The following is a 25,131-nucleotide window of genomic DNA, read 5'->3' as shown; positions in this document are numbered from 1 at the left end:
GGTTCAACCGGCTGTCGATGACGAGCGGGGCCAGCTTTATCTGCGCGCCTATACGGACGCCGGCAGAGACACCAAGGTGCATGACCGGTACCTGTTGAGCCTGCATGGGGCGATTCGCTTCGAGCACGGATTCCAAGAGTTGACTGGCAGGAGAACGGCAAACGTGGTCCCGGAATCTCGGAGCAGTCACCTTCAACTGGTCAGCCTGTTTCTTGACGGTAAGCACGATTTGGGGGTTGAGAGCCTTGCGATCGTCCCGTCGTTGCAGTGAAAGGGCGACTGCACCCTCCCCAACTAACGTCATCTCTGCTCAGAGAGGTCAGTCAACGACCTACGGTTCACGGCCGCTATGCCCCTTGAGCAATCCCCCTCTGGCGACGGCCACGTTGGCCACGATCGGCAAGCTCAGGAGTTGAGGCCGCCTCGTCGCAGATCGTCGAACCGTCGTACTTGCTTGCGTGAGACGATGCGTCCACGGTGGCTCACGGTGGGTTCGTGGGCGGGGGCGAGGCTAGCCCCTGCACGGCGATTCGCTTGCTCGGAACAGAAAGTCGACCCCCGCATCCCCTAGCCTCTGACCCCACGACACCGCCGCCATGAGCAGCCCCCTCAAGAACGCCACCTTCCGCCAGCTCGCCGCCTTCCATGCCGTCGCGCGGCTGGGCAGCGTGTCGCGCGCGGCCGAAGAGATGCACCTCACGCAGCCGGCCGTCTCCATCCAGCTCGGCATCCTGGAAGACTCGGCCGGCACGCCGCTGCTGCGCCGCACCGGCCGCGGCATCAAGCTCACCGACGCGGGCGAGCTGCTCGCGGGCTACGCAGAACGCATCCTGGGTCTGTGGCGCGAGGCCGGCGAGGCGATGTCGATGCATTGCGGCGAAGTGGCCGGCCTGCTGCGCGTGGGTGCGGTCACCACCGCCGAATACCTGTTGCCGCCGCTGCTGCTGGAGTTCGTGCGCGCGCACCCCAAGGTCAAGGTCAAGCTCTCGGTCGGCAACCGCGCCGAGATCGTGCAGCAGCTCGCCACGCAGGAGGTCGACCTGGCCATCATGGGCCGCCCGCCGACCGAGCTGAAGACGGTGTCGGCCGCGTTCGCCAAGCATCCGATGGCCTTCATCGCCGCGCCGACGCATCCGCTCATGGCGGTTGCCGACCTTCGGCTGGCCGCGCTCAACGACGCCAACCTGCTGGTGCGCGAGCGCGGCTCGGGCACGCGCACCACGGTCGAGCAGCTGTTCAAGGAGGCGGGCGTGGCGCCGGTCATCGGCTCGGAGATGTCGAGCAACGAGGCGATCAAACAGATGTGCGCGGCCGGCTTCGGCGTCGCCTTCCTGTCGCTGCACGCCTGCGTGCATGAGCTCGAGTCGTCGCTGATCAAGCTGCTGCCGCTGGCCGACAACCCGATCGAGCGCGACTGGTACGTGATGCACCTGGCGGCCCGGCCGCTGCCGCTGGCGGCCTCGGCGTTCGAGAGCTATCTGTGCGAGCACGGCGAGGCATGGATCCAGCGGCGGCTGAAGCATTTGCCGCACCGCAGCCCGGCGGCTTCGGTGCCGAAGGGGGACGAGGGGGTGAAGTCGGCTTTGGCGGTGCCGCGCAAAAAGGCGACGAGATCGGCCGCTTGAGACGGGATGGGAGTGGCTCCTTCCCCCGCTGGGGGAAGCTTGGGATGGGGGGGCCGCTCGCTAGCCTGCGCTGGCCCCCACCCCGGCCCTCCCCCAGCGGGTGAGGGGCAAATACGATCCCTCGCCCTTTGGGGAGGGAGACGATTCGATCAGCCTTTGGTCGCCGCGCTGATCACATTCGCCTTGGCGATCAACGCCTCGGCCATGCGGATGCTGGCGATGTCGATCAAGCGGCCGTCGAGCGACACCGCGCCCTTGCCTTCCTTGGACGCCTGCGCCATCGCCTCGAGGATGCGGCGCGCCTTGGTCACTTCGGCCTCCGACGGCGTGAACACCTCGTTGCACAGCGCGATCTGCGACGGGTGGATCGCCCACTTGCCCTCGTAGCCCAGCACCGCCGCGCGGTTGGCCGCGGCCTTGAAGCCGTCGGCGTCGCCGAAGTCGCCGAACGGGCCGTCGATGGGGCGCAGGCCGTAGGCGCGGCAGGCCACCATCATGCGGGTCTGCGCGGCATGCCAGGGGTCGGTCCAGAAGGTCTGGCGGTTGCCGTTCTCGTCCTTGTCGGACAGCACCACCGAGTCCTTGTTGACGCCGCCGATAACGGTGGTGCGGGCGCGCGTGGAGGCCGCGTAGTCGGCCACGCCGAAGCTCATGGCTTCGAGGCGCTTGCTCGACTGCGCGATGGCTTCCACGTTGGCCATGCCGAGGGCGGTTTCGATCAGCACTTCAAAGCCGATGCGCTTGCTGCGTTTGTAGGCGTTCTCGATCTGCGTGACCATCATGTCGACCGCGTACACGTCGGCCGCCGTGCCGGCCTTGGGGATGAGGATCATGTCCAGCCGCGGGCAGGCTTCGACGATGTCGACCACGTCGCGGTACATGTAGTGGGTGTCCAGGCCGTTGATGCGGATCATCATCGTCTTGGTGCCCCAGTCGACGTCGTTGAGCGCCTGCACGATGTTCTTGCGCGCCTGCGGTTTGTCGTCGGGTGCGACGGCGTCCTCGAGGTCCAGAAAGATGATGTCGGCAGCGCTCGCCGCGGCCTTCTCGAACATCGCCGGGTTGGAGCCCGGCACGGCGAGTTCGGAGCGGTGCAGGCGCGGGGTGGCCTGGTCGATGATGGTGAAGCTCATGGTGGTTCCTTGTGCGTGAAGTAAAAAAGTTCAGCCGGTGGCGCCGAGGCCGGCGGCCGCGCAGTTGATCGACAGCAGGAACGCAGTGCGCACGTCCTCGTCGCCGCCCTGGCGCAGCCGCCGCAGCAGTTGCACCTGCTCGCGGCTCACCTGGTTCATGGTCTGCAGCCGCCGCGCCAGGCGCCGGCGGAGTTGCGGGAAGCGCTCGGCAATCCCGGTGCCACCCGAGACACGCAAGACCGTTTCACAGGTCAGGTGGTATTCGAGTTCGATGGTCTTGAAGATCGGATCGCGCACCTCGGTCTCGTCGACCAGCCGCGCGAATTCGCGTGCGATGTCGAGGTCGACCGTGAGCAGCGTCTTCTCCACTTCGTCGATCACGGTGCGAAACAGGCGGCTCTCGCGGAACATGCGCTGCAGCAGCTCGAGGCCGCGCTCCTTGCGCACCTCGACAAAGGCCGCCAGGCCGCTGCCCAGGCCAAACCAGCCCGGCAGCATGTGGCGGTTTTGCGTCCACGAAAACACCCACGGGATGGCGCGCAGGTCGGCCAAGGTGCGCGCCTGCGTGCGCCGCGCCGGGCGCGAGCCGATGTTGAGCATGGACAGCTCTTCGAGCGGGCTCGAAGCCTGCAGGTAGGCCAGCAGGTGCTCGGACTCCATCAGCTTGCGGTAGGCCGTCCACGACACGCCGGAAATCGCTTCCATTGCCTCGTCGAACTCGTGGCGCGGCACCAGCGCCGACTCGCGCTCCGACAGCAGCACATGCTGGAACACCGACGACGCCAGCAGCTCCACCTGGTAGTGCGCGGTGCCGCGGTTGGCGTACTTGTACGAGACCACTTCGCCCTGCTCGGTGACGCGAAAGCCGCCGCGGATCGAGCCCGGCGGGAGCGCGGCGATGGCGCGTCCGGTGGGCGCGCCACCGCGGCTCACCGAGCCACCGCGGCCGTGAAAGAAGGCGATCTGCACGCCGAGTTCTTCGCCCAGGCGCGTCATCGTGCCCTGCGCCTTGGCCAGCTCCCAGTTGGCGGTGAAGTAGCCGCCGTCCTTGTTGGAGTCGGAGTAGCCGATCATCACTTCCTGCACGTTGCCGTGGCCGCGCAGCGAGCGCTGTACCAGCGGCACGGCGAGCAGTTCCTTCAGGATGGCGGGCGCGCGCCGCAGGTCGGGAATGGTCTCGAGCAGCGGCACGATCGGCAAGGTGCAGCGCTCGACGGCCGCAGCGTCGTTGAAGAGGCCGGCGTGCTTGGCGAGCAGGTACACGCCCAGCACGTCGGCGGCGCTGTGCGTCATCGACAGGATGAGCGTGCCGAAGGCCTCGCGGTCGCAGTGAACACGCATCTCGGCGACGGTGCGGAAGGTGGCGAAGGTTTCCTGTGCGTCGGCACTCAGCCTGGCGACCGCCACGGGCGCGTCGCCGGGCTGGCGCGGCTTGCCGAGTTCGGCCAGCAGCCAGTCCTTCCAGGCCGGTGTGTCGACCTCGGGCGCCTGCGCGGCGCCCTGCGAGGCGCAGTACAGCTCGGCCAGCGTGGCGTTGATGCGGATCGTGTTCTCGCGAATATCGAGGCGCACGGTCGCGAAGCGAAAGGTCTTGACCTCGCGCAGCAGCGGCGCAATGAACGACCGCGCCAGCGGCCCGGCCCCGGCCTCGTGCATGGCGTCGTGCATCAGCTCGACGTCGGCGACCAGTTGGTCGGCGTTGGCGTAGCCGCTGCCATCAGTCACCGGCGCCTGCCGCTCGCTGCTCGCGATGGTCGCGTCCAGCTTCGCGAGCATGCAGGTGATGAACTGCCGGAACAGCTCACCGGGGTTGCGCTGGGCGACCTTTTCGCCCTCGGGGTGCGCGGCCAGCGCCTCGGCCACCGCGGTGCGAAAGTCTTGCGCCAGTGGCATCGCGCGCTCGCTCACGCTCAGGTTGCGCCCCAGCTCGGTGAGCCGGCTGCGGTAGCGGCGCAGGCTCGCCAGGCGCATTTGCCAGAGCGTGTTGCGCGTCACCGCACTGGTGACGAAGGGGTTGCCGTCGCGGTCGCCGCCGATCCAGGAGCCAAAGCCGAACACCACCGGCAGCTCCACGCTTTCGCCCGGAAACTGGTGCGCAAAGGCGGACTCGATGCGGCCGTAGAGCTGGGTCACCACGTCGAACAGGTTCTCGTCGAAGAAGTACAGGCCCCAGGCGACCTCCTGGTCAACGGTGGGCTTGTCGAGCTTGAGCTCGCCGGTGAGCCAGAGCAGTTCGATTTCGTCGCTGATTGCGCGGGTGAGGTCGTCGCGCTCGCGCGCCGTCCAGCGCGGCGACTCCAGGTCAAACAGGCGCAGGTAGATGCGGCGGTGACGCTCGAGCACCGTCACGCGCTTGGCCTCGGTCGGATGCGCGGTGATGACCGGGCGGATGCGCAGCGCGCACAGCGCCTGGCGGATTTCGCCAAGCTCCAGCCCGGCTTCCACGGCCGCGCGGAAGACATGCGCAAAGGTGCCACGCACGTCTTCGTGGCCGCGCGCGCGTTCGACCTCGCGGCGCCTGCGCATGTCGCGGTTCTGCTCGGCAATGGCCAGCAGCTGGAACCAGATCGCCTGCGCCTGGATCGTGCGCGCGAGCAGCTTGGTGGACATGCGCGAGTGGCTGGGCTCGCCTCGCAGAATGCGCGCGGCGTCGGGCTCGTGGCGGTCGAGCACGCCGAGCAGCGCGGCGCGCAGCAGGTCGGAGCGCGCCAGCGAGTCGGCGCGCTCGGCCACCGCCGCCGACTCGTCGGGGTCGGCCAGGTCGGCGTGCAGGCTCTCGCGTGCGGTGGAGTCGGCGGACGTGTTCATGGGGTCACCTCGGACGGCTCCTTCCCACTCTGGGGGAAGCTTGGGATGGGGGCCGCTCGCTAGCCTGCACCGGCCCCCACCCCAGCCCTCCCCCAGAGGGGGAGGGAGCGGAGCGCTGTAGGTCGGTCTGGATGCGGGCGGCAAGCACGCTCACCGCCCTTTCGACAGCGCCTGCGCCACGGTGGAGCCGAGTTCGGCCGCACTCGGGGCCACCAGCAAACCGAAGCTGAGCATGATCTCGGCCTTCTCGCCGGCCGTGTCGCCGACCGCCGAAATGATCGCGCCCGCATGCCCCATGCGGCGACCCTTGGGCGCGGTAAGGCCGGCCACGTAGCCGACCACCGGCTTGCTCATGTTCGCCTTCACCCAGGCCGAGGCCTCGGCTTCCTGCGGGCCGCCGATCTCGCCGATCATGATCACGGCCTCGGTCTCGGGGTCGGCCTCGAAGCGCTCGAGGTGGTCGAGGAAGGAGCTGCCGTTGATCGGGTCACCGCCGATGCCCACGCTGGTGGTGACGCCGATGCCCAGCGCCTTCATCTGCGCCGCGGCCTCGTAGCCGAGCGTGCCCGAGCGCGACACGATGCCGACATTGCCGCGCTGGTAGATGTTGCCCGGCATGATGCCGAGCATGGCCCGCCCGGCCGAGATGATGCCGGCGCAGTTAGGGCCGACCACGGTGGTGCGCGTTTCCTTCGAGTAGCGCCGCAGGTAGCGCTTGACGCGCATCATGTCCTGCGCCGGAATGCCGTCGGTGATGATGCACACGAGCTTCAAGCCCGCGTCGGCCGCTTCCATCAGCGCGTCGGCCGCGAACGGCGGCGGCACGAACAGGAGGCTGGCTTCGGCGCCGGTCGCCTTGACCGCTTCCTTGACGGTGTTGAACACCGGTCGGTCGAGATGCGTCTGGCCGCCCTTGCCGGGTGTCACGCCGCCGACGACGTTGGTGCCGTAGGCGATCATTTCCCTGGAGTGGAAGGTGGCCTTGTCGCCGGTGAAGCCCTGCACGATCACGCGGGTGGTTTCGTCGATGAGGATGCTCATGTGTTTACCTCTTCAGTGGTCAGATGGCGGCCGGCCTGTAGCGCCTTGCCCGTTTGGGGAAAGACCGGGATGGGGGCAAGGCAGTGGCCCGTTCCGGCTGGGGCCCCACCCCCAGTCCTCCCCCAGCGGGGGAGGGAGCAACACATCGTGGTGAGGGCGCTCTTCATGCCGGGACGTGCGCTCTCGCAGCCGCAACGGCCTTCTGCGCCGCGTCGGCCAGCGAGTCGGCGGTGATGATGGGCAGGCCGCACTCGCGCACGATCTTGTTGCCCTCTTCGACGTTGGTGCCGGCCAGCCGCACGATCAGCGGCACCTTCAGGTTGCGCGCGGCCTGCACCACGCCTTGCGCCACCCAGTCGCAGCGGTTGATACCGGCGAAGATGTTGACCAGGATCGCCTTGACCTTCTTGTCCGACAGCACCAGGTTGAAGGCCGTCTGCACGCGCTCGGGCGAGGCGCCGCCGCCCACGTCGAGAAAGTTCGCCGGCTCGCCGCCCGCGTACTTGATCATGTCCATGGTCGCCATGGCGAGGCCGGCGCCATTGATGATGCAGCCGATGTCGCCTTCCAGGCCCACGTAGTTGAGGCCGTGCTGGCTGGCCTGCGCCTCGCGCGGGTCTTCTTGCGCCACGTCGCGCATCTCGGCCACCTTGCGGCGGCGAAACAGCGCGTTGTCATCAAAACTCATCTTGGCGTCGAGTGCGACCACGCGGTCGTCCTTGGTGACCACCAGAGGATTGATCTCCACCATGGTCGCGTCGAGGTCGCGAAAGGCGCGGTAGCAGCCGAGGATGGTCGTCACCGCCTGGCTCACCTGCTTGATATTGAGGCCCAGCCCAAAGGCCAGCTCGCGTGCCTGGAACGGCTGCAGGCCGACCGCCGGCTCCACCTCGATCTGCAGGATCGATTCGGGATTGGAGTGCGCAATGTCCTCGATCTCCATGCCGCCTTGCGCCGAGGCGATGACGCGGATGCGCTCGATCTTGCGGTCCAGCACGAAGCCCAGATACAGCTCGCGCGTGAAGGGCTCGGCCACTTCCACGTACAGGCGGTTCACCACCTTGCCCTGCGGCCCGGTCTGGCTGGTCACCATGGTGGCGCCGAGCATGGCCTTGGCGGCGGCGGCCACTTCCCCGTAGGTGCGGCAGAGCTTGACGCCACCGGCCTTGCCGCGCCCGCCGGAGTGGATCTGCGCCTTGACGGCCCAATGCCAACCGCCCAGTTCAGTGGCGGCATAGACGGCCTGGTCGGCGCCGTAGGCGACGCTGCCGCGCGGCACCGGCACGCCGAAGCCGGCGAGCAGTTCCTTGGCCTGGTATTCATGGATGTCCATCTGGTTCTCCTATTACTTGATTCGACTTGATTCGATTTAGGTCCTGAGCTGCTCTCGGCCCTTTGCCGGGGCCGCCCTCAACCCATCTTGGCCACGACAGCGTCATGCACGCGCTCGCTGAGCGGCCCGCATTCGGCGAGCAGGGCGTTCAGCTCGTTGATGGCGCGGTCGGCAAACCCGCGGTCCTTGATCTGCGGTGCGTTGATGCGCACGTTGAGAGCGGCGCTGCGCAAGGCCGCCCATGAAGCCAGCACGCCCACGCCGACGTCGCTGATGACATTGAGGTTGCCGTGCTCCACGGCGCGGGCTGCCAGCCGCACGCCCTCTGCACACGCACGAGCGCAAGCCAGCGGCGCCTCGGTGGCGAGCACGAGTCCGCGCTGGATGGCGGCGCTGCGCGCGGCCTTTTCGTCGTCCGTGCCCTTGGGCAACTTGTAGCCGGCCATGAGCGAATCGAAGGCGGCCACGTCCTCGGCCACCATGGCGGCGAGCTTCGTGCGCAGCGCTTCGGACTCGGCCAGCAGCTGGCGCATCCCCGGCTCGACCGCTTCGTAGCCCTTCTTGCCGATGGTGAGGTTGGCGACCATCGAGACGAGGGCCGCGCCCATCGAGCCCATCACCGCCGCGGCGCTGCCACCGCCGGGCGTGGCGCTGCCGCTGGCCAGGGCGTCGAGGAAGGCTTCGGTGGTGAGTGTGTCGATCATGTCGTCGTCTCTTTGCTTTGCTGCCTAGGGAGGAATTCAACCGACCATCGTCTTGGCGATGGCGTGGATCTCCTCGCCATCGAGCACCAGGTCGTTCTGCTCGAACATCCTCGCGATGCAGGCGCGGTGCAGCGCGATCTTCAAGGCGCCGAAGCCGATCGCGCCCCACACCGTCTTGCCGTGGCGCTCCTTGCCCTTGTCCATCATCTCGATGCCTTCGATGCCGAGCGCGGGTGTCGCATTGGCGTCCGACAGCAACTCGAGCTGCGGTGCGTCCTTCCAGGCCGCTTCGTCGAGCAGCGCCACGCCGGCCGCGCCGGTGGCAAACACGATCTGCGCGCCCAGGATAGCGCGCGCGCGCGCCGCGTTGTCCACCGCCTCGATGGCTTGGACCTCGACCTTGAAGCGCTCGGCGATGGCCTGCGCCGCCGCCTGCGCACGCACGAGCGCGCGGCTGGTGATGGCGACGCGGCAGCCTTCCCTGGCCAGCATCACCGCGACGCGCTGCCCGACCGGGCCGGTGCCGGCCAACACCACCGCGCGCTTGCCTTGCAGTACACGGCCATGGGCGAGCCAGGCCACGCCAGCTGCGGCGGTCGTGTTGGAACCATTGCTGTCGAGCATCACCGAGACGCGAAAACCGGCGAAGAACTTTTTCTTCACGGCCTTGAACAGCGCCTCGCCCTCGGCCATGTTGGAGCCGCCGACAAAGATCGCGGTGAACTTCTTGTCCTTGGGTGCGCGCGTGAAGATCGTGCCTTCGACCAGCGCGCCCACCGTGGCCGGGGTGAGCGCGCCGTAGGCCGTCACGTGGTCGGCGCCGCCGTCGTAGGCGACGACGTTGTCGAACACGGCGGGGTGGGTGTCGGTGTCGAACTGGTAGAGCAGCTTCTTCATGTTGATCGGTCTCCAAACTCGCTGTCCTGGCGCCCTCCCCCGTTGGGGGAGGGTTCAATGCATCTCCTCCAGCGAAGGAGGATCGAACACCTAGCCCAGCGGCGGCGGGTTCAGGGGTTTCTCCGCCGAAGGAGGCGTGTAGCCGGAGTCGGTCACCAGATGCTGCGGCGCGCCCGCCGCCCAGGCTTCGATGTTGTCGATCAGTTGGTCGGCCAGGAACTGCATGGCGCCGTCCGAGGCCCACGCGATGTGCGGCGTGAGGATGAAGTTGCTGCGTCGCACGTCGAGCAGCGGGTGACCGTTCTTCGGCGGCTCGACCGTCAGCACATCGAACCCGGCCCCGGCGATCAGCCCCTCGTCGAGCGCCTGGATCAGCGCCGCTTCGTCCACCAGCCCGCCGCGCGAGGTGTTGATGAGCAGCGCATTGCGCTTCATCTTCTTCATCTGCGCCAGGCCGATGAGGTTGCGCGTGCTCGGCGTGAGCGGGCAATGCAGCGAGATCACGTCCGACTCGACCAACACCTGCTCGAACGGCGTGAACTCCACGCCCGGCATCTTGGGCGGCTCATGGTCGGCGAACATCACCTTCATGCCGAAGCCGCGCGCAATGGCCGCGGTGCCCTGGCCGATGGCGCCTTCGCCGACGATGCCCAAGGTGGAGCCGTGCAGGTCGCCGATGTCATGCGTGAAGAAGCAGAACTGGTCGGACTTCTGCCAGACGCCCGCTTCCACGTCCGCCCGGTAGGCGAGCAGGTTGCGGCGCAGCGCCAGGATCATCGCGAAGGCGTGCTCCGGCACCGTGTGGACGGCGTAGTTGCGGATATTGGCCACCGCGATGCCGTGTGCCTTGCAATAGGGCACATCGACCACGTCGTAGCCGGTGGCGGCCACCGCGATCATCTTGAGCTGCGGCAGCTGCTTCAGGGCGTCGGCGCGCAACGGCACCTTGTTGGTGATCGCCACCGTCGCGCCCTGCAACTTGGCGACCACCTCGTCGGCCGAGGTCTTCTCGTGCTCGACATAGCTTTCCGCTCGCGCGGGCTTGCGCACCTTCGCCTTGAGCGAGGCGCGATCCAGGAAGACAACGGTGTGGCCCATGGTGGCGTCCTTTAGACCGTGGCGCCTTCGTTGGACCCGGTCGACTGCGAGGCGTACACGACCTCGCTGCGCGCGACCTTCTTCTTGGGCGTCGGGTCGTTGCTGCGCATGTAGCGCTGCGCCGCGGCCACACCGCTGCCCGGCTCGATCTTGATGCCCACGTCGAGCATGGCCATCTCAGAGCCGGCGATCGCGCCCAGCACCATCAGCTCGTTCAGGTCGCCCAGGTGGCCGATGCGAAACACCTTGCCGGCCACCTTGGAGAGGCCCGCGCCGAGCGACAGGTTGTAGCGGCGGAAGGCCACGTCGATGACGTGCGCGCCGTTGATGCCCTCGGGCACGACGATCGCCGAGACGGTGTCGGAGTACCACTTCGGGTGTTTGGCGCAGAGCTTCATTTTCCAGCCCTCGAGCACCGCGGCACGCACGCTCGCGGCCAGGTAGGTGTGGCGCGCGAAGACGTTCTCCAGGCCCTCTTCCATCAACATGGTGAGCGACTCGCGCAGGCCGTAGAGCAGCGGCAGGCAGGGCGTGTAGGGGAAGTAGCCGGTCTCGTTGGCGCGGATCATGTCGCCCATGTCGAAGAAGCAGCGCGGCTGCTTGGACGTTTCTCGCGCCTTGAGCGCCTTGGAGCTCATGCAGACGATGCCCAGGCCGGCCGGCAGCATGAGGCCCTTTTGCGAGCCGGCGACGCAGCAGTCCACGCCCCACTCGTCCATGCGGAAGTCAATGCTGCCCAGGCCGCTGACCGAGTCGACCATCAGCAGGGCCGGGTGCTTGGCCGAGTCCATCGCCTTGCGCACGGCGGCGATGTCGCTCGTCACGCCGGTCGCCGTCTCGTTGTGGGTGGCGAGCACGGCCTTGATCTTGTGCTCCTTGTCCTTCTTCAGGATCTCGGCGTACTTCTCGGTGGGCACGCCCTCGCCCCATTCACAGTCGACCACCTCGACCTTGAAGCCAAGGCGCGTGACCATGTCGATCCACAGGTGGCTGAACTGGCCGAAGCGCGAGGCCAGCACCAGGTCGCCGGGTGAAAGCGTGTTGGTGAGCGCGGCTTCCCAGCCACCGGTGCCGGTGGAGGGAAAGATCACCGGCGTGCCGGTCTCGGTCTTGAAGATTTTCTTCAAGTCGACGAGCACCGCGCGCGTCAGGTCCGGGAACTTGGACGAGCGGTGGTCTTCCATTGAAACCACCATCGCGCGTTGCACGCGCTCGGGCACGTTGGTCGGTCCGGGAACGAAGAGGAAATTGCGACCAGCCATGAGAAGTCTCCTGAAGTTTGAAAGGGTGTTGCGCTGAGGGCTCGCGCGCGGTGGACTGTTCGGGTGAGAAAAGTCAGTGGGCAAATTTCGGTCCGTAGACCGGGAAGCGCTGGCACAAGGCCGTAATCTCGGCCGCCACACGGTCGATCACCGCGTCGTTCTCCGGCGCCTCGAGCACGTCGGCCATCAGATGGGCGATGGTGCTTGCTTCGGTGGTGCCGAAGCCGCGCGTCGTCATCGCTGGCGCTCCGATGCGGATGCCGCTGGTGACGAAGGGCTTTTCGGGGTCGTTGGGGATGGCGTTCTTGTTGACCGTCATGTGCGCACGGCCGAGCACCGCCTCGGCGGCCTTGCCGGTGATCTTCTTGGCGCGCAGGTCGAGCAAGAACACATGGCTCTCGGTGCCGCCCGAGACGATGCGCAGGCCGCGCTGCGTGAGCGTGGCGGCCATTGCCTTGGCATTGGCCTTCACCTGGCCTTGGTAGAGCTTGAACTCCGGCGCCATCGCCTCCTTGAAGGCCAGCGCCTTGGCGGCGATGACGTGCATCAGCGGGCCGCCCTGGATGCCCGGGAAGATCATCGAGTTGAGCGGCTTCTCGAACTCGGCCTGACTCAGGATCAGGCCGCCGCGCGGGCCGCGCAGAGTCTTGTGCGTGGTGGAGGTGACGAAGTGCGCGATGCCCACCGGGCTCGGGTAAACCCCTGCCGCGATGAGCCCGGCGTAATGCGCCATGTCGACCATCAGATAAGCACCGACGCGGTCGGCGATGTCGCGAAAGCGCTGCCAGTCGATCACCATCGAATAGGCCGAGGCGCCGGCCACGATCATCTTGGGCTTGTGCTCCTGCGCCAGGTCGGCCACCTGCGCGTAGTCGATGGTTTCGGTCTCGGGCTCCAGGCCGTAAGAGACCGATTTGTAGAGCTTGCCGGAAAAGCTGACCTTGGCACCGTGCGTGAGGTGGCCGCCGTGAGCAAGCGACATGCCCAATAGGGTGTCGCCCGGCTGGAGCATCGCCATGTAGACGGCGGCGTTGGCCTGCGAGCCCGAATGCGGCTGCACGTTGGCGTATTCGGCGCCGAACAGGCTCTTGGCGCGGTCGATGGCGAGCTGCTCCGCCACGTCGACATGCTCGCAGCCGCCGTAGTAGCGCTTGCCCGGGTAGCCTTCGGCATATTTGTTGGTGAGCACCGAGCCCTGCACGCGCATGACGTTGGGCGAGACGTAGTTTTCGGAGGCGATCAGCTCGACATGGTCTTCCTGGCGCTGCAGCTCGTGCTGCAGGGCGGCGGCCAGTTCGGGGTCGGCGTCGTTGAGGCGCAAGTCAGGGTCGAACACAGTGGGCTCCGGCGAAAGGTTTGCTCGGTATTAGTCTAGGAGCCTAAGCTCGAAATTACTCATTAGTCTTTTTGGCGGCGGACCCAAGAAAGACCAATGAATCAGCGCGACGCGCGCGCCTAAGATCATCGGCAAGAGATTGCCTTTTTGACAAATCAATATGAGCGAAAACAAGGGTCGCCGGCTGCTGATGCAGATGTTCGAGGCCGCCGTCGCCGAGGCGGCGCCCGCGCGCTGCCTGGCTGCGCACCTGCCGCCGCCGCCCAAGGGGCGCACCCTGGTCATCGGCGCCGGCAAGGCGGCCGCCTCGATGGCAGCGGCGCTCGAAGCGGCCTGGCCCGCGCCGCTGGAAGGCATGGTCGTCACGCGCTACGGGCACGCCGTGCCGACCCGTCGGATCGAAGTGGTGGAGGCCGCGCACCCGGTGCCCGACGCAGCAGGCCGGGCGGCGGCGGGCCGCATGCTCGGCATGGTGCAGGGGCTGACTGAAGACGATCTCGTCATCTGCCTCATCTCCGGCGGCGGCTCCTTGCTGCTGGCACTGCCAGCCGCTGGCCTGACGCTCGAAGACAAGCAGCAGATCAACCGCACCCTGCTCAAGAGCGGCGCCAACATCACCGAAATGAACTGCGTGAGGAAGCACCTCTCGGCCATCAAGGGCGGGCGGCTCGCTGCGGCCTGCGCGCCCGCGCAGGTGCTCACACTCACCATTTCCGACGTGCCGGGCGACGACCCGTCCGTCATCGCCTCGGGCCCGACCGTGGCCGACACGACCACCTGCGCCGATGCGCTGGCGATCCTCGAGAAGTACAAGATCAGCGAGCCGCGTGCCGCTGTCGAGCACATTCGGCGCGGCCACGACGAGACGCCCAAGCCCGGCGATGCGCGCCTGGCACGCACCCGCCAGGTGATGATCGCCACGCCGCAGCTGTCGCTCCAGGCCGCCGCCGCGGTGGCTAGCAGGGCGGGCGTCACGCCGCTGATCCTGGGCAATGCGCTCGAAGGTGAAGCGCGCGAAATGGCGCTGGTGCATGCCGGCATCGCCCACCAGGTGGTGCGCCACGGCCAGCCGCTCGACATGCCCTGCGTGCTGCTTTCGGGCGGCGAAGGCACGGTCACCGTGCGCGGCAAGGGCCGCGGCGGGCGCAACGTGGAGTTCCTGCTCGCGCTGGCGATCGCGCTCGACGGCAACGTGCATGTGCAGGCCATTGCCTGCGACACCGACGGCATCGACGGCACCGAAGACAACGCCGGCGCCGTGATCGTCCCCGACACGCTGGCGCGCGCGCGCGCCCTGGGCCTGCATGCGCCGGCCTTGCTGGCCGACAACGACGGCTATTCCTTCTTTGCGGCCATCGGCGACCTGGTGATGACCGGGCCGACGATGACCAACGTGAATGACTTTCGGGCGATCCTGATCGGCTGAAGGCCATGCCCGCGACACCCCCACCGGCCTGACTCCTTCCGACGCCCCCTTTCCAATTCAACCGACGAGACCCAAGATGGCATCCGACATCGACATCGCCCAGGCCACCACGCTGCAGCGCATCACGAAAGTGGCGCTCGACAAGCTCGGCATCGCCGACGAGCACCTCGAGCCCTACGGCCACTACAAGGCCAAGCTCTCGCTCGACTACGTGGACTCGCTGAAAGACCGCCCCAACGGCAAGCTGATCCTCGTCACTGCCATCAGCCCCACGCCGGCCGGCGAAGGCAAGACCACCACCACGGTCGGTCTCGGCGACGCGCTCAACCGCATCGGCAAGAAGGCACTGGTCTGCCTGCGCGAACCCTCGCTCGGCCCGGTGTTCGGCATGAAGGGCGGTGCGGCCGGCGGCGGCCATGCGCAGGTGGTACCGATGGAGGACATCAACCTGCACTTCACCGGTGACTTCTCGGCGATCGCGCTGGCCAACAACCTGCTGGCCGCGATGATCGACAACCACATCCACCACGGCAACGAGCTCGACATCGACGTGCGCCGCATCACCTGGAAGCGCGTGGTCGACATGAACGACCGCGCGCTGCGCGACATCACCTGCTCGCTCGGCGGCCCCGGCAACGGTTATCCGCGCGAAGACGGCTTCGACATCGTGGTGGCCTCCGAGGTGATGGCGATCTTCTGCCTGGCCACCTCGCTGAAGGACCTGAAGGAGCGCCTGGGCAACATCGTCATCGGCCACACCAGGGCGCAAAAGCCGGTGACCGCGCGCGAGCTCAAGGCGCATGGCGCGATGACCGTGCTGCTCAAGGACGCACTCAAGCCCAACCTCGTGCAGACGCTCGAGAACAACCCCGCCATCCTGCACGGCGGCCCGTTCGCCAACATCGCGCACGGCTGCAACTCGGTGATCGCCACGCAGACGAGCCTGAAGCTGGCCGACTACGTGATCACCGAGGCCGGCTTCGGTGCCGATCTGGGGGCCGAGAAGTTCATCGACATCAAGTGCCGCAAGTCGGGCCTGCGCCCCGACGCCGTGGTGCTGGTGGCCACCATCCGCGCGCTCAAGTTCCACGGCGGCGTCGATGCGCGCGCACTCAACACCGAGAACCTCGACGCGCTCGGCAAAGGCATCGCCAACATCGAGCGCCACGTGGCCAACATCCGCGACCACTACGGCCTGCCCTGCATCGTCGCGATCAACAACTTCACTTTCGACACCCCGGCCGAGCTGGCGCTGCGGCAAGAGCGCATGGCCGAGCACGCGGTGCCGGTGATCGTGGCGCGCCACTGGGCCGAAGGCGGCAAGGGCGCCGAAGACGTGGCGCGCGCGGTGGTGGCGCTGGTCGAGGGCGACAAGAAGCAGGCGGTGTCGGGCTTCAAGTTCGTCTACGAGGAGTCGCTGCCGCTGATGGACAAGATCACCGCGATTGCGACCAAGATCTACGGCGCGGCCAAGGTCACCGCCAGCGCCAAGGTGGCCGAGCAGATCAAGAAACTGCAGGAGGCCGGCTACGGCCACTACCCGGTGTGCGTGGCCAAGACGCAGTATTCGTTTTCCACCAACCCGAATTCGCGCGGCGCGCCGAGCGGTCACACGCTCGACATCCGCGAAGTGCGGCTCGCCGCGGGCGCCGAGTTCGTCGTCATGGTCTGCGGCGACGTGATGACCATGCCGGGCCTGCCCAAGGTGCCGTCGGCCGAGAAGATCGACCTCGACGACCAGGGCAAGGTCGTCGGGCTGTTCTGACGCCGCGCGTTGCCCGCCATCATGCTCACCCCGATGCGTGCCCCTGCGCCGGTGCGGCCGCGCGCACGCCGTCCGGCGCGCGCCGATGACCTGGCCGGCTGGCTCGCCTTTGCCGACGCTCTACATCCGCAGAGCATCGACATGGGGCTCGAGCGCGTCGCAGTGGTGCGCGACGCCCTCGGCCTGGCGCCCGAGTTCCCCATCATCACGGTGGCCGGCACCAACGGCAAAGGCTCCACCTGCGCGATGCTCGAGTCGGTGCTGCGCGCCGCCGGCCACGTGGTCGGTCTCTACACCTCGCCACATTTGCTGCGCTACAACGAGCGCGTGTGCATCGACGGCGTTGCGGCCGGCGACGCGCTGCTGGCGGCCGGCTTCGCGCGGGTCGACGCGGCGCGCGGCGACATCGAACTCACGCCCTTCGAGTTCGGCACCTTGGCGGCGATGTGCGTGTTCGTCGAAGCCGGCCTGGACGCCGCGGTGCTGGAGGTGGGCCTGGGCGGGCGCCTGGACGCCGTCAACGCCTTCGACGCCGACTGCGCCATCGTCACCAGCATCGGCATCGACCACGTGGAGTACCTGGGCCACACGCGCGAGGCCATCGGCTTCGAGAAGGCCGGCGTGTTCCGAGCGCGCCGCACCGCCATCAGCGCCGACCCCGACCCGCCGCCCACCATCGCCCGCCACGCCTGGCAGATCGGCGCGCGGCTGCTGCAAAACGGCCGCGATTACTGGGTGAGGCGCAGCGGCGACGAGTGGGCCTTGGTTCACCCCGGCGGCGAGATCAGCGGCCTGCCGCTGCCGGCGCTGGCCGGCGACTTCCAGCTCGACAACGCTGCCGCCGCCCTGTTGGCGCTGCACACGCTCGGCCCCCGCTTGTCGGTCGATGCAGACCACCGCCGCGAAGGATTGCAGCAGGTGCGGCTGGCCGGGCGCTTCCAGCGCATGCGACGCGATGCGGTGTCGCCCGAGATCGTGCTCGACGTTTGCCACAACCCGCATGCCGCGCTGCAACTCGCCGGCACGCTGGCGCAGCACCCGGCCGAGGGCCGCACCCTCGCGGTGTTCGGCATGCTGCGCGACAAGGACATCGCCGGCACCGCGCGCGCCGTGGCCGAGCACATCGACGGCTGGTTCGTGGCAGGCCTGGCCGAGCGGCGCGGCGCCACCGCCGCGGAGATGGCGGTCGCGCTCGACGCGGCCGAGGTGCATGCCAGCGTGCGCCTGGCCGCCACGCCGGTCGACGCACTGCGGCTCGCGCTGCACAGTGCCACCGCCACCGACCGCGTGCTGGTGTTCGGCTCGTTCGCCACGGTGGGCGCGGTGCTGCGCGAACTGCAGGCCGAAGCGGTCGCGGCTGCCTGAGCACGATGGCTCCCCCTCCCTCTGGGAGAGGGTTGGGGTGAGCGCTGCCGGCGACCGCGAGCGGGATCTCCGCGGCCGGCCTCTCCAGCTCTGGCAGCATCGCGGCCATGACCCCCACGCTGACCGCGCGCGCCCTCTGGATTTACAGCGGCTTCACCGTCGCTCTGATGGCGCTGTCGGCCTGGCGCGCGCACGGGCTGGGCACCTGGGCGATGGAAGTCGCGCCGATCTGGATCGTGGTGCCGGTCCTGCTCGCCACGCACCGGCGCTTTCCGCTCATCACCCTGCTCTACGTGCTGATCGCGCTGCACGCCGCGGTGCTGATGCTCGGCGGCCACTACACCTACGCGCGCGTGCCGCTGGGCTTCTGGATGCAGGACGCGTTCGGCTTCGAGCGCAACCACTACGACCGCATCGGCCACCTCATGCAGGGCTTCGTGCCGGCGATCGCGGCGCGCGAACTGCTGCTGCGGCTCACGCCGCTGGCGCGACCCGACATGCGCGGCGGCTGGCTGTTCACGCTCGTCACCGCCATCTGCCTGGCCATCAGCGCGATCTACGAGCTGGTCGAATGGGGCGCGGCGGCGGCCCTCGGCGCCGGCGCCGACGACTTTCTCGGCACCCAGGGCGACCCCTTCGACACGCAGAAGGACATGTTCTGCGCCTGGATCGGTGCGATGGCGGCGCAGTGGCTGCTGGCGCGCTGGCATGACCGGCAGCTGGCGGTGCTGACGCGCCGGGCCTGAAGCGCACCGGGGCAGACCGCCTCGTCACGTCGCCTTCAACAGGTGCGTGGCCGCATGGATCGCCAGCCCGACCAGCCCGCCCACCAAGGTGCCGTTGATGCGGATGAATTGCAGGTCGCGGCCGATGTTGCGCTCGAGTTCCTGCGTCATCTCGCCCGCGTTCCAGGCCTGCACGCGCGTGACGATGTACAGGCGTATCTGCTCGCGATACTGCTCCACCCAGCGCGGCGCGGCGTCCAGTAGCTGCTGGTCGATCCAGTCTTGCATTGCTTCGTCCGCGCGCAGCCGCTCGCCCACCGCCATGACGGCCGCGGCGGTGTGCGAGCGCAGCACCGAGGCCTCGGCGTCGAGGTCGCGCTCCACCGCACTGACGAGGTCGGACCACAGCGCCTGCAGAAACGCCGCCAGCGGCGCATGGCCGAGCAGCGCGTGCTTCACGTCCTCGACCCTGGCACGCAGCGTTGCGTCGTCCTGCAAGCGCACGGCGAGCTCGCCGACATAGCGATCGAACTTGCCGCGCAAGGGGTGCGCCGGGTCGTCGGCCATTTCGCCCATCAGGCGGATCAGGCCGGCCAGCATCTTGGCGGCGGCGTAGCGACCGGCCAGCTCGTCCAGGCCCACCACGCGCAAGACCTTCACCTCCGCGGCGATGAGCTCTGCGACGCGCTGCTTGAGGTCGTCGTCGTCCAGCACCGCCCTGAGCCGGCGCAGCACGCTGGCGAGCACCGCCTGGTGGCGCCCCTCGGCGGTCGCCACTTCAATGAGCTGGGCGCCCAGGCGCGCCACGTCGATGCGGCCGAGCTGCTCGATCAGCGCCGCGCCGACGAAGCGCCGCACGCGCTCGTCGTCGAAGCTGCGCAGGGCATAGCGCAGCACGGCACTCGCGTGGCCGGCCAGTTGCTCGGCGTGCCGGCGCTCGGCCAACCAGTCGGCCAGGCGCCGCGCGGCACCAAAGCGCCGCAGCTTGTCGAGCACCTGCTCGGTGCCGAGGAAGTGGGCGCACAAAAAACTGGCGAGGTTGCGGCCGATGCGGTCCTTGTTGGCCGGGATGATGGCGGTGTGCGGTATCGGCAGGCCGAGCGGGTGGCCAAACAGCGCCACCACCGCAAACCAGTCGGCGATCGCGCCCACCATCGCCGCCTCGCCAAACGCCGCGGCGTAGCCCCAGGCCGCGTGGCGCGGCTCCAGCAGGGTGGCGCCGACGTAGAGCACGGCGGCGGCGGCCAGCAGACCGAGCGCGGTCCATTTCATGCGGTCGAGGTCGGAGGGGGCGCTCATTGCGGGTCGCGGCGGGGCAGGCGGCTTCAGTATCGCGGGCGGGCTCGAGGGTCGCGTGGCACACTGCGCCGGCCTTTTTTCCAGACCCGCGTCCCTCACGCACATGCCCACCAGCCAGCGCAGTTCCCCCGCCCCCGGACGGGTGGCCTTGATCGAGGCTTTCTGGCTCGACTACCAGCGCGAGCGCGGCGTCAAGGTCGAGGGCTTTTCGGCCAGCGCGCTGGGCCACACGCGCGCGCTGGCCGACACACTGGCCGAGTTGGTGGCCAGCGGCATCAAGCGCGCGCACGCCAGCCTGCGGCGCGATTTCCAGCAAAGCCTGGAGCCGCTGCCGCAGCCGGGCGAACACCTGGTGGTGCTCGACGGCGACGGCCGGCCCGCTGCGATCGTGCGCACCACGCATGTGGAGCTGCGCCACTTCAACGAGATCGACGACGCCTTTGCCTTCGACGCCGGCGAGGGCGACATGACGCTCGCGTGGTGGCTCACCGCGCACCGGCAAGACTTTGCCGAGCGTGCCGAACGCGAAGGCTTCGAGATCGGCGAGCAGACCGAGCTGGTGCTCGAGTACTTCGAGCGGGCCTGGCCGCCGGACTCGCCGCTCGCGCCGGGCGCGCCAGGCACTGAAGCTGGGTCGCCGGGCGCGTCAGGCAGCTGAGGCTCAGGCGCTCAACGACCTCGGCGCGCGCAGCGCCTGCGCCAGCGCGTCGGCGGCGGCGGCATTGGGCAGGGCCAGTGCCAGGTCGATGCAGCCCACGCGCGCGAGCAGCTGCGCGCTGGCGTCGTCAGGGCGGTACAGCGCCAGCTCATCCACCGGCACCACCACGGCCTCTGCCGCTTGCGTCTCTGCCAGCGCCCGCTCGGTGGGCCGCGCACCGCCGAGCGCCTGCGCGCAGGCCATCAAGGCGCGGCTCATCAACTCCACGCCGGGGGCGTTGAGCTCGAGCGGAAAGATCTTGCCGTTGGCCATGGACATTTCGAGCAACACGGTGCTGCCGTCGCCCGACAGCACGGCTTGCCTGATGCCGACGCAGCGAAGTGGGTCCATGGTGGTCATGAGAGGTGCCGATGCAAGTGAAAGGGCTCGCATGCTGCCACGGGCAAACCGGCATTCATGGCCATAACTACGCCGTGTTTTCCCTGGGAAGACGGATGATTGCTGCATCGCAACAATGGTTTTAAGAAACATATTTACGTCGCATCCAAGTTTGAAACTAGGGTATTCCCTAGTAATCGACGCTGCATTGCAGCATCGACCGCCCAAAGCCGAGTTTTCACCTTCAGGAGTTGTCAATGAGAACCTCCCCCTTGCGTTTCGCGCTCATCGCCTTGACCGCCCTTGCGACCACCGGCGTCGCCCAGGCCGGTGACGTCGGTCAGCACCCTGCCGTGTTCTCGCCGCGCAGCCTGCCCGGCATCGAGGCGGCCAACTTCATCGTCGGCCACCCGGCGCAGGGCGGCGCGCAGCGCAGCCACGCCAACCACGAGCACCCCGCGGTCGAGGCGGCGCGCCGCGAGCGCATCATCGACACCAACGGCTATCTGGTGCAGCCACCCGCAACGACGCAGTGGACGCTCGGCGTGGCTGCTGCACCGAGCGCGACGCTGACTGCATGAGCCCGCACGGCCGCCCGAAGGCCTAAGACTCCCCGCTCGGCGGGGCAGCGCGCAGCGCGATGGGTGTCCCATGAGCGCATGACGACGTGAGGGCACGCGCGTGAACGTGGCAGGCGATCGGCCTGCGGCATCATCGAGCGATGCCCGTCACGCTCGACGACCTGCGCCGCCATGCGGTGGCGCGCACCCTGTTCCCCCTGACCACGCTGGCGCGCGCGATTGAGCGGCTTGGCTTCGTGCAGGCCGACCCGATCCGCGCGCCGGCTCGGGCGCAGGACCTGACCTTGCGCCACCGCGTCGCCGCTTATCGCGTCGGCGACCTCGAGCGCCGCTACGCGCGCCTGGCCATCGACGAAGATTGCTTCGTCAACTACGGCTTTCTGCCGCGCCGTCACTTGGCACTCATGCACCCCCGCACGCCCAAGCGGCCGTGGGACGCGACAACGACGCAGCGCGCAGCCGAGGTGCTGGCCTTCATCCGCGAGCGCGGCGCGACGCATCCGCGTGAGGTCACGGCCGCGTTCGACCACGGCCGCGTCCCGGGCTACTGGGGCGGCACGCTCAACGCCACCACCCACCTGCTCGACGGCATGCACTACCGCGGCCTGCTGCGCGTGGCGCGGCGCGAACAGGGCACGCGCGTGTATGCGGTCGTCGAGCGCGATGCCGACGAACGCGGCGACGCCGAACGGGCGCGCGCGCTGCTGGCGCTGGTGGTGGCCAAGTACGCGCCGCTGCCGGCGGTGAGCCTGGCCTACCTCGCGCGCCTGCTCGAATACGGCGCACCGCAGTTGCGAGCGACGATCCAGGCAGCCCTGGTGCAGGCCCGCGAGGCGCTGCCCAACGACACGGCAGGCGGCGTGCGCTGGTACTGGCCCGAGGGCGAGAACCCCGCGTCCGCTCGCCATGCGGCGCGCTGCGAAGGCGTGCGGCTGCTGGCGCCCTTCGACCCGATCGTGTGGGACCGGCGGCGCTTCAAACTGCTGTGGGACTGGGCTTACAAGTTCGAGGCCTACACGCCGGCTGCACGGCGCCAGCTCGGCTACTACGCGCTGCCGCTGCTGTGGCGCGAGCGCGTGATCGGCTGGGCCAATGTGAGCAGCGGCGCGCTCGGGCTGAAAGCGGAGTTCGGCTATGTGGCGGGGCGGGCGCCGCGGGAGGCGGCCTTCAGGCGCGAGTTGGAGGCGGAGATGCAGAGGCTGCAAGAGTTTTTAGGCAGCGACCTCGTTGGTTGAACCGGCCGACCCTCACCCCCACCCTTTCCCAGTGGGAGAGGGAGCGAGACGAGCGGCATGCAGCATTGCAGGGCTTGGCTCCCTCGCCCCTCTGGGGAAGAGGGTGGGAGTGAGGGGCCGCGCGGCCCCACAACCCCCTCAGGCCGCCTGCTGCAGCGCCAGCCCCGCGTGCTCGCGCAGCGGATGGAACACCACCAAGGGGTGCCGCTCCTGCGTGAGCCGCAGGTCGTAGGGCGAGGTCATCAGATAGGCCAGCGTGTCGGCCGCGTCCAGCGCGAGCTTGGAGGCCGCCTCGTCGGTGAACTTGCGCATCGCCGCGTCGTCGTCGCAGGTGACCCAGCGCGCGCCGTGGAAGCGGCTGCCCGAGAGGCGCACGTCGACGCCGTACTCGGCCTTCAGGCGGTGCTGCACCACTTCAAACTGCAACTGGCCGACGGCGCCCAGCAGCATCGCACCGCCGACCGTCGGTCGAAAGACCTGGATCGCGCCCTCCTCGCCGAGCTGCAGCAAACCCTGCTGCAGCTGCTTGCTCTTGATCGGGTTGGCCAGCTCGACGGTCTGGAACAGCTCGGGCGCGAAGAACGGCAAGCCGGTGTAGGTGCCAAAGCCACTGCCCGTGTCGCCGTCGGTGATGGTGTCGCCGAGCTGCACGCCGCCGTGGGTAGTAAAGCCGATGATGTCGCCGGCATAGGCCTCGTCGACCGCCTCGCGGCGCTGCGACAGGAAGGTCACCACCGAGGTCGGGCGCAGCTCCTTGGCGTTGCGCTGCACGCGCAGCTTCATGCCCGAGCCGTACCGGCCCGAGTTGACGCGCACGAAGGCAATGCGGTCGCGGTGCGACGGGTCCATGTTGGCCTGCACCTTGAACACCACGCCGGAGAAGCCTGGCGCGGCGGGATCGATTTCGTCGGTCTGCCCGTCCGGGCGCGTGACGTGGCGCGCGGCCGGTGGCGGGGCCAGGTCGACCAGCGCGTCGAGCACCTCCTGCACGCCGAAGTTGTTGACGCCCGAGCCGAAGAACACCGGCGTCTGGTGCGCCGCGACGAAGGCTGCCGCGTCGAAGGCGGGTGCGGCCTCACGCAGCAGTTCCATGTGGCCCTCGGCCTGTTCGTAATCGTGGCCGAAACGCTGGCGCAAGGTCCCGGCCTGGGCGAGCATGACGAGCTCGTCGCTGCCTGCGCCTGATTGATCGTTGCGCTTGTCGGCGCCGGCCTTGAACAGCCGCATCTGGCGCTTGCGCAGGTCGACGATGCCGCCGAAGGCCTTGCCCTGCCCGACCGGCCAGGTCATCGGCACGCACGGCATGCCCAGCTCCTGCTCGATCTCGTCGAGCAGTGCGAGCGGCTCCTTGCCCTCGCGGTCCATCTTGTTGACGAAGGTCATGATCGGCGTGCCGCGCTGGCGGCAGACCTCGATCAGCCGGCGCGTCTGCGGCTCCACGCCGTTGGCCGCGTCGATCACCATCAGCGCCGAGTCCACCGCGGTGAGCACGCGGTAGGTGTCCTCGGAAAAGTCTCGGTGGCCGGGCGTGTCGAGCAGGTTGATGACGCAGTCGCGGTAGAGCATCTGCATCACCGAGCTGGCGACGGAAATGCCGCGTTGCTTTTCGATTTCCATCCAGTCGCTGGTGGCGTGACGCGTCGCCTTGCGCGCCTTCACGCTGCCGGCGATGTGGATGGCGCCCGAGAACAGCAGCAGCTTTTCGGTCAGCGTGGTCTTGCCGGCGTCGGGGTGGGAAATGATGGCAAAGGTTCTTCTTCGCCTCACCTGCTCTGCGATTTGACCTTCTGACATCAGAACTCTTTCCCGGTTAAGTCACCGCTATGTACGCATTCGCCAATGTGCTCATGGCCTGCGGCACATCGCCTCTTCAACATGGTATCTGCTGGTGAATTGCTGTTCGCATCGGTGATTCATGACCGCCCGCAACAAGCTGCTGGCCGCGCCGCCCTATCTCGTCGAACAGACGCTCGAGCGCCTGGGCGCGAACCTGCGCACGGCGCGTCTGCGGCGGAACCTGACCATCGAAGACGTGGCCGAGAAGTGGCGTGCTTGGTCACGCGAACGAGGCAATCCGCTCCCGGCATATCTCAAGTGTTCGGGTCACCGCAGCCTCGCCGGACGGCCCGTAGCCGGGGAGCTTGGGCAAAGTGATCGCGGCAACGGCAGCCCGCATCCGTTCCAGAACGTCATCGATCGCGGCATTGGTGTCCGACGCCCGAAGTCCGGCTATCGCAGCGACCGCGAGGAAGTCGGCACGCTTGAGCCGCTCGTCCTTGCCGCCCAGCTTCAGCGCCATACGGTCATGTTCAAGGCGGGGAAAGACACGTGTGGTCAGCGTGTCGTAGACGGACGCAAGCCGAACGCTGCGGAAGGCCGGATTGCCGGGTTCGCCGATCTTCACAACGGCCATGTTCTTGAGGTGCATGTCGCCGTCGGCGATGAGCCATGCGAACACCACG

Annotated in this window: 22 protein-coding genes; 9 read left to right on the top strand and 13 right to left on the bottom strand. The window is 68.2% G+C overall.

Annotation, left to right across the window (positions count from 1 at the left end):
- Together RMO12_RS05970 and RMO12_RS05965 are read left to right on the top strand one after the other, a co-directional pair.
- Positions 1-271, top strand: a 271-nt coding sequence (locus RMO12_RS05970) for a hypothetical protein (RefSeq protein ID WP_309638587.1), incomplete at its 5' end; no start/stop codon positions are given.
- 325 nt (positions 272-596) lie between these two features.
- Positions 597-1,625: a LysR family transcriptional regulator gene (locus RMO12_RS05965; RefSeq protein WP_309638586.1), complete on the top strand. Its 1,029-nt coding sequence runs from the start codon at positions 597-599 to the stop codon at positions 1,623-1,625.
- A 149-nt stretch (positions 1,626-1,774) separates the two neighbouring features.
- Here the strand turns inward: RMO12_RS05965 and RMO12_RS05960 are convergent, their stop codons facing one another.
- The 9 genes from RMO12_RS05960 to glyA form a co-directional block, all read right to left on the bottom strand.
- Positions 1,775-2,758 carry a CoA ester lyase gene (locus RMO12_RS05960; RefSeq protein ID WP_309624735.1) on the bottom strand — a complete coding sequence of 328 codons (984 nt, stop codon included), beginning with the start codon at positions 2,756-2,758 and terminating at the stop codon, positions 1,775-1,777.
- Between the two features lie 30 nt (positions 2,759-2,788).
- On the bottom strand, positions 2,789-5,566 hold the full coding sequence (locus tag RMO12_RS05955) for a phosphoenolpyruvate carboxylase (RefSeq protein ID WP_309638585.1): 2,778 nt from the start codon (positions 5,564-5,566) through the stop codon (positions 2,789-2,791).
- Positions 5,567-5,716: 150 nt separating this feature from the next.
- Complete coding sequence (gene sucD / locus RMO12_RS05950; protein WP_309624733.1) at positions 5,717-6,607, bottom strand: succinate--CoA ligase subunit alpha; 891 nt, start codon at positions 6,605-6,607, stop codon at positions 5,717-5,719.
- Positions 6,608-6,770: 163 nt separating this feature from the next.
- Positions 6,771-7,940, bottom strand: a complete 1,170-nt coding sequence (locus tag RMO12_RS05945; RefSeq protein ID WP_309638584.1) for a malate--CoA ligase subunit beta — start codon at positions 7,938-7,940, stop codon at positions 6,771-6,773.
- Between the two features lie 77 nt (positions 7,941-8,017).
- Positions 8,018-8,644: a methenyltetrahydrofolate cyclohydrolase gene (gene fchA, locus RMO12_RS05940; RefSeq protein WP_309638583.1), complete on the bottom strand. Its 627-nt coding sequence runs from the start codon at positions 8,642-8,644 to the stop codon at positions 8,018-8,020.
- 36 nt (positions 8,645-8,680) lie between these two features.
- Positions 8,681-9,541, bottom strand: coding sequence for an NADP-dependent methylenetetrahydromethanopterin/methylenetetrahydrofolate dehydrogenase (locus RMO12_RS05935; RefSeq protein WP_309638582.1), 861 nt, complete (start codon positions 9,539-9,541; stop codon positions 8,681-8,683).
- Between the two features lie 90 nt (positions 9,542-9,631).
- Positions 9,632-10,639: a D-2-hydroxyacid dehydrogenase gene (locus tag RMO12_RS05930; RefSeq protein WP_309638581.1), complete on the bottom strand. Its 1,008-nt coding sequence runs from the start codon at positions 10,637-10,639 to the stop codon at positions 9,632-9,634.
- Positions 10,640-10,650: 11 nt separating this feature from the next.
- A complete protein-coding gene (locus RMO12_RS05925; RefSeq protein ID WP_309638580.1) occupies positions 10,651-11,901 on the bottom strand; it encodes an aminotransferase class V-fold PLP-dependent enzyme in 1,251 nt (416 codons plus the stop codon).
- Positions 11,902-11,974: 73 nt separating this feature from the next.
- Positions 11,975-13,237 (bottom strand): serine hydroxymethyltransferase, encoded by a 1,263-nt coding sequence (glyA, locus tag RMO12_RS05920; protein ID WP_309638579.1) that lies wholly within the window; start codon positions 13,235-13,237, stop codon positions 11,975-11,977.
- Between the two features lie 160 nt (positions 13,238-13,397).
- Here glyA and RMO12_RS05915 point away from each other — a divergent pair, with 160 nt between their 5' ends.
- The 4 genes from RMO12_RS05915 to RMO12_RS05900 all read left to right on the top strand — a co-directional run bounded on the left by RMO12_RS05915 (position 13,398) and on the right by RMO12_RS05900 (position 18,539).
- The gene (locus RMO12_RS05915; protein ID WP_309638578.1) at positions 13,398-14,663 is read left to right on the top strand and encodes a glycerate kinase; all 1,266 of its coding nucleotides are present in this window, start codon (positions 13,398-13,400) and stop codon (positions 14,661-14,663) included.
- A gap of 76 nt (positions 14,664-14,739) precedes the next feature.
- A complete protein-coding gene (locus tag RMO12_RS05910; RefSeq protein ID WP_309638577.1) occupies positions 14,740-16,428 on the top strand; it encodes a formate--tetrahydrofolate ligase in 1,689 nt (562 codons plus the stop codon).
- Positions 16,429-16,449: 21 nt separating this feature from the next.
- On the top strand, positions 16,450-17,793 hold the full coding sequence (folC, locus tag RMO12_RS05905) for a bifunctional tetrahydrofolate synthase/dihydrofolate synthase (protein ID WP_309638576.1): 1,344 nt from the start codon (positions 16,450-16,452) through the stop codon (positions 17,791-17,793).
- Between the two features lie 107 nt (positions 17,794-17,900).
- Positions 17,901-18,539, top strand: a complete 639-nt coding sequence (locus tag RMO12_RS05900) for a DUF2238 domain-containing protein (protein ID WP_309638575.1) — start codon at positions 17,901-17,903, stop codon at positions 18,537-18,539.
- Positions 18,540-18,563: 24 nt separating this feature from the next.
- Here the strand turns inward: RMO12_RS05900 and RMO12_RS05895 are convergent, their stop codons facing one another.
- Positions 18,564-19,817: a DUF445 domain-containing protein gene (locus tag RMO12_RS05895; RefSeq protein ID WP_309624059.1), complete on the bottom strand. Its 1,254-nt coding sequence runs from the start codon at positions 19,815-19,817 to the stop codon at positions 18,564-18,566.
- A gap of 103 nt (positions 19,818-19,920) precedes the next feature.
- Between RMO12_RS05895 and RMO12_RS05890 the strand changes: the two genes are divergently transcribed.
- Positions 19,921-20,475 carry an ASCH domain-containing protein gene (locus RMO12_RS05890; protein WP_309638574.1) on the top strand — a complete coding sequence of 185 codons (555 nt, stop codon included), beginning with the start codon at positions 19,921-19,923 and terminating at the stop codon, positions 20,473-20,475.
- A gap of 3 nt (positions 20,476-20,478) precedes the next feature.
- Here RMO12_RS05890 and RMO12_RS05885 read toward each other — a convergent pair whose 3' ends face one another.
- Positions 20,479-20,865, bottom strand: a complete 387-nt coding sequence (locus RMO12_RS05885) for a hypothetical protein (RefSeq protein WP_309638573.1) — start codon at positions 20,863-20,865, stop codon at positions 20,479-20,481.
- A 245-nt stretch (positions 20,866-21,110) separates the two neighbouring features.
- Here RMO12_RS05885 and RMO12_RS05880 point away from each other — a divergent pair, with 245 nt between their 5' ends.
- Positions 21,111-21,434 carry a hypothetical protein gene (locus RMO12_RS05880; protein ID WP_309638572.1) on the top strand — a complete coding sequence of 108 codons (324 nt, stop codon included), beginning with the start codon at positions 21,111-21,113 and terminating at the stop codon, positions 21,432-21,434.
- Positions 21,435-21,574: 140 nt separating this feature from the next.
- Positions 21,575-22,669 carry a DNA glycosylase AlkZ-like family protein gene (locus RMO12_RS05875; RefSeq protein WP_309638571.1) on the top strand — a complete coding sequence of 365 codons (1,095 nt, stop codon included), beginning with the start codon at positions 21,575-21,577 and terminating at the stop codon, positions 22,667-22,669.
- 138 nt (positions 22,670-22,807) lie between these two features.
- On the opposite strand, the gene RMO12_RS05870 is transcribed toward RMO12_RS05875, so the two are convergent.
- Positions 22,808-24,463, bottom strand: a complete 1,656-nt coding sequence (locus RMO12_RS05870; protein WP_309638570.1) for a peptide chain release factor 3 — start codon at positions 24,461-24,463, stop codon at positions 22,808-22,810.
- Between the two features lie 262 nt (positions 24,464-24,725).
- The gene (locus tag RMO12_RS15945) at positions 24,726-25,082 is read right to left on the bottom strand and encodes a hypothetical protein (RefSeq protein WP_405029625.1); all 357 of its coding nucleotides are present in this window, start codon (positions 25,080-25,082) and stop codon (positions 24,726-24,728) included.
- Positions 25,083-25,131: the final 49 nt, after the last annotated feature.

Origin of the sequence: Methylibium sp. (genome assembly GCF_031393925.1) — a bacterium.
Classification (GTDB): Bacteria; Pseudomonadota; Gammaproteobacteria; order Burkholderiales; family Burkholderiaceae_C; genus Methylibium.
The sequence above is the reverse complement of the archived record's forward strand: the minus strand, read 5'-3'. Positions and strand labels throughout refer to the sequence as shown.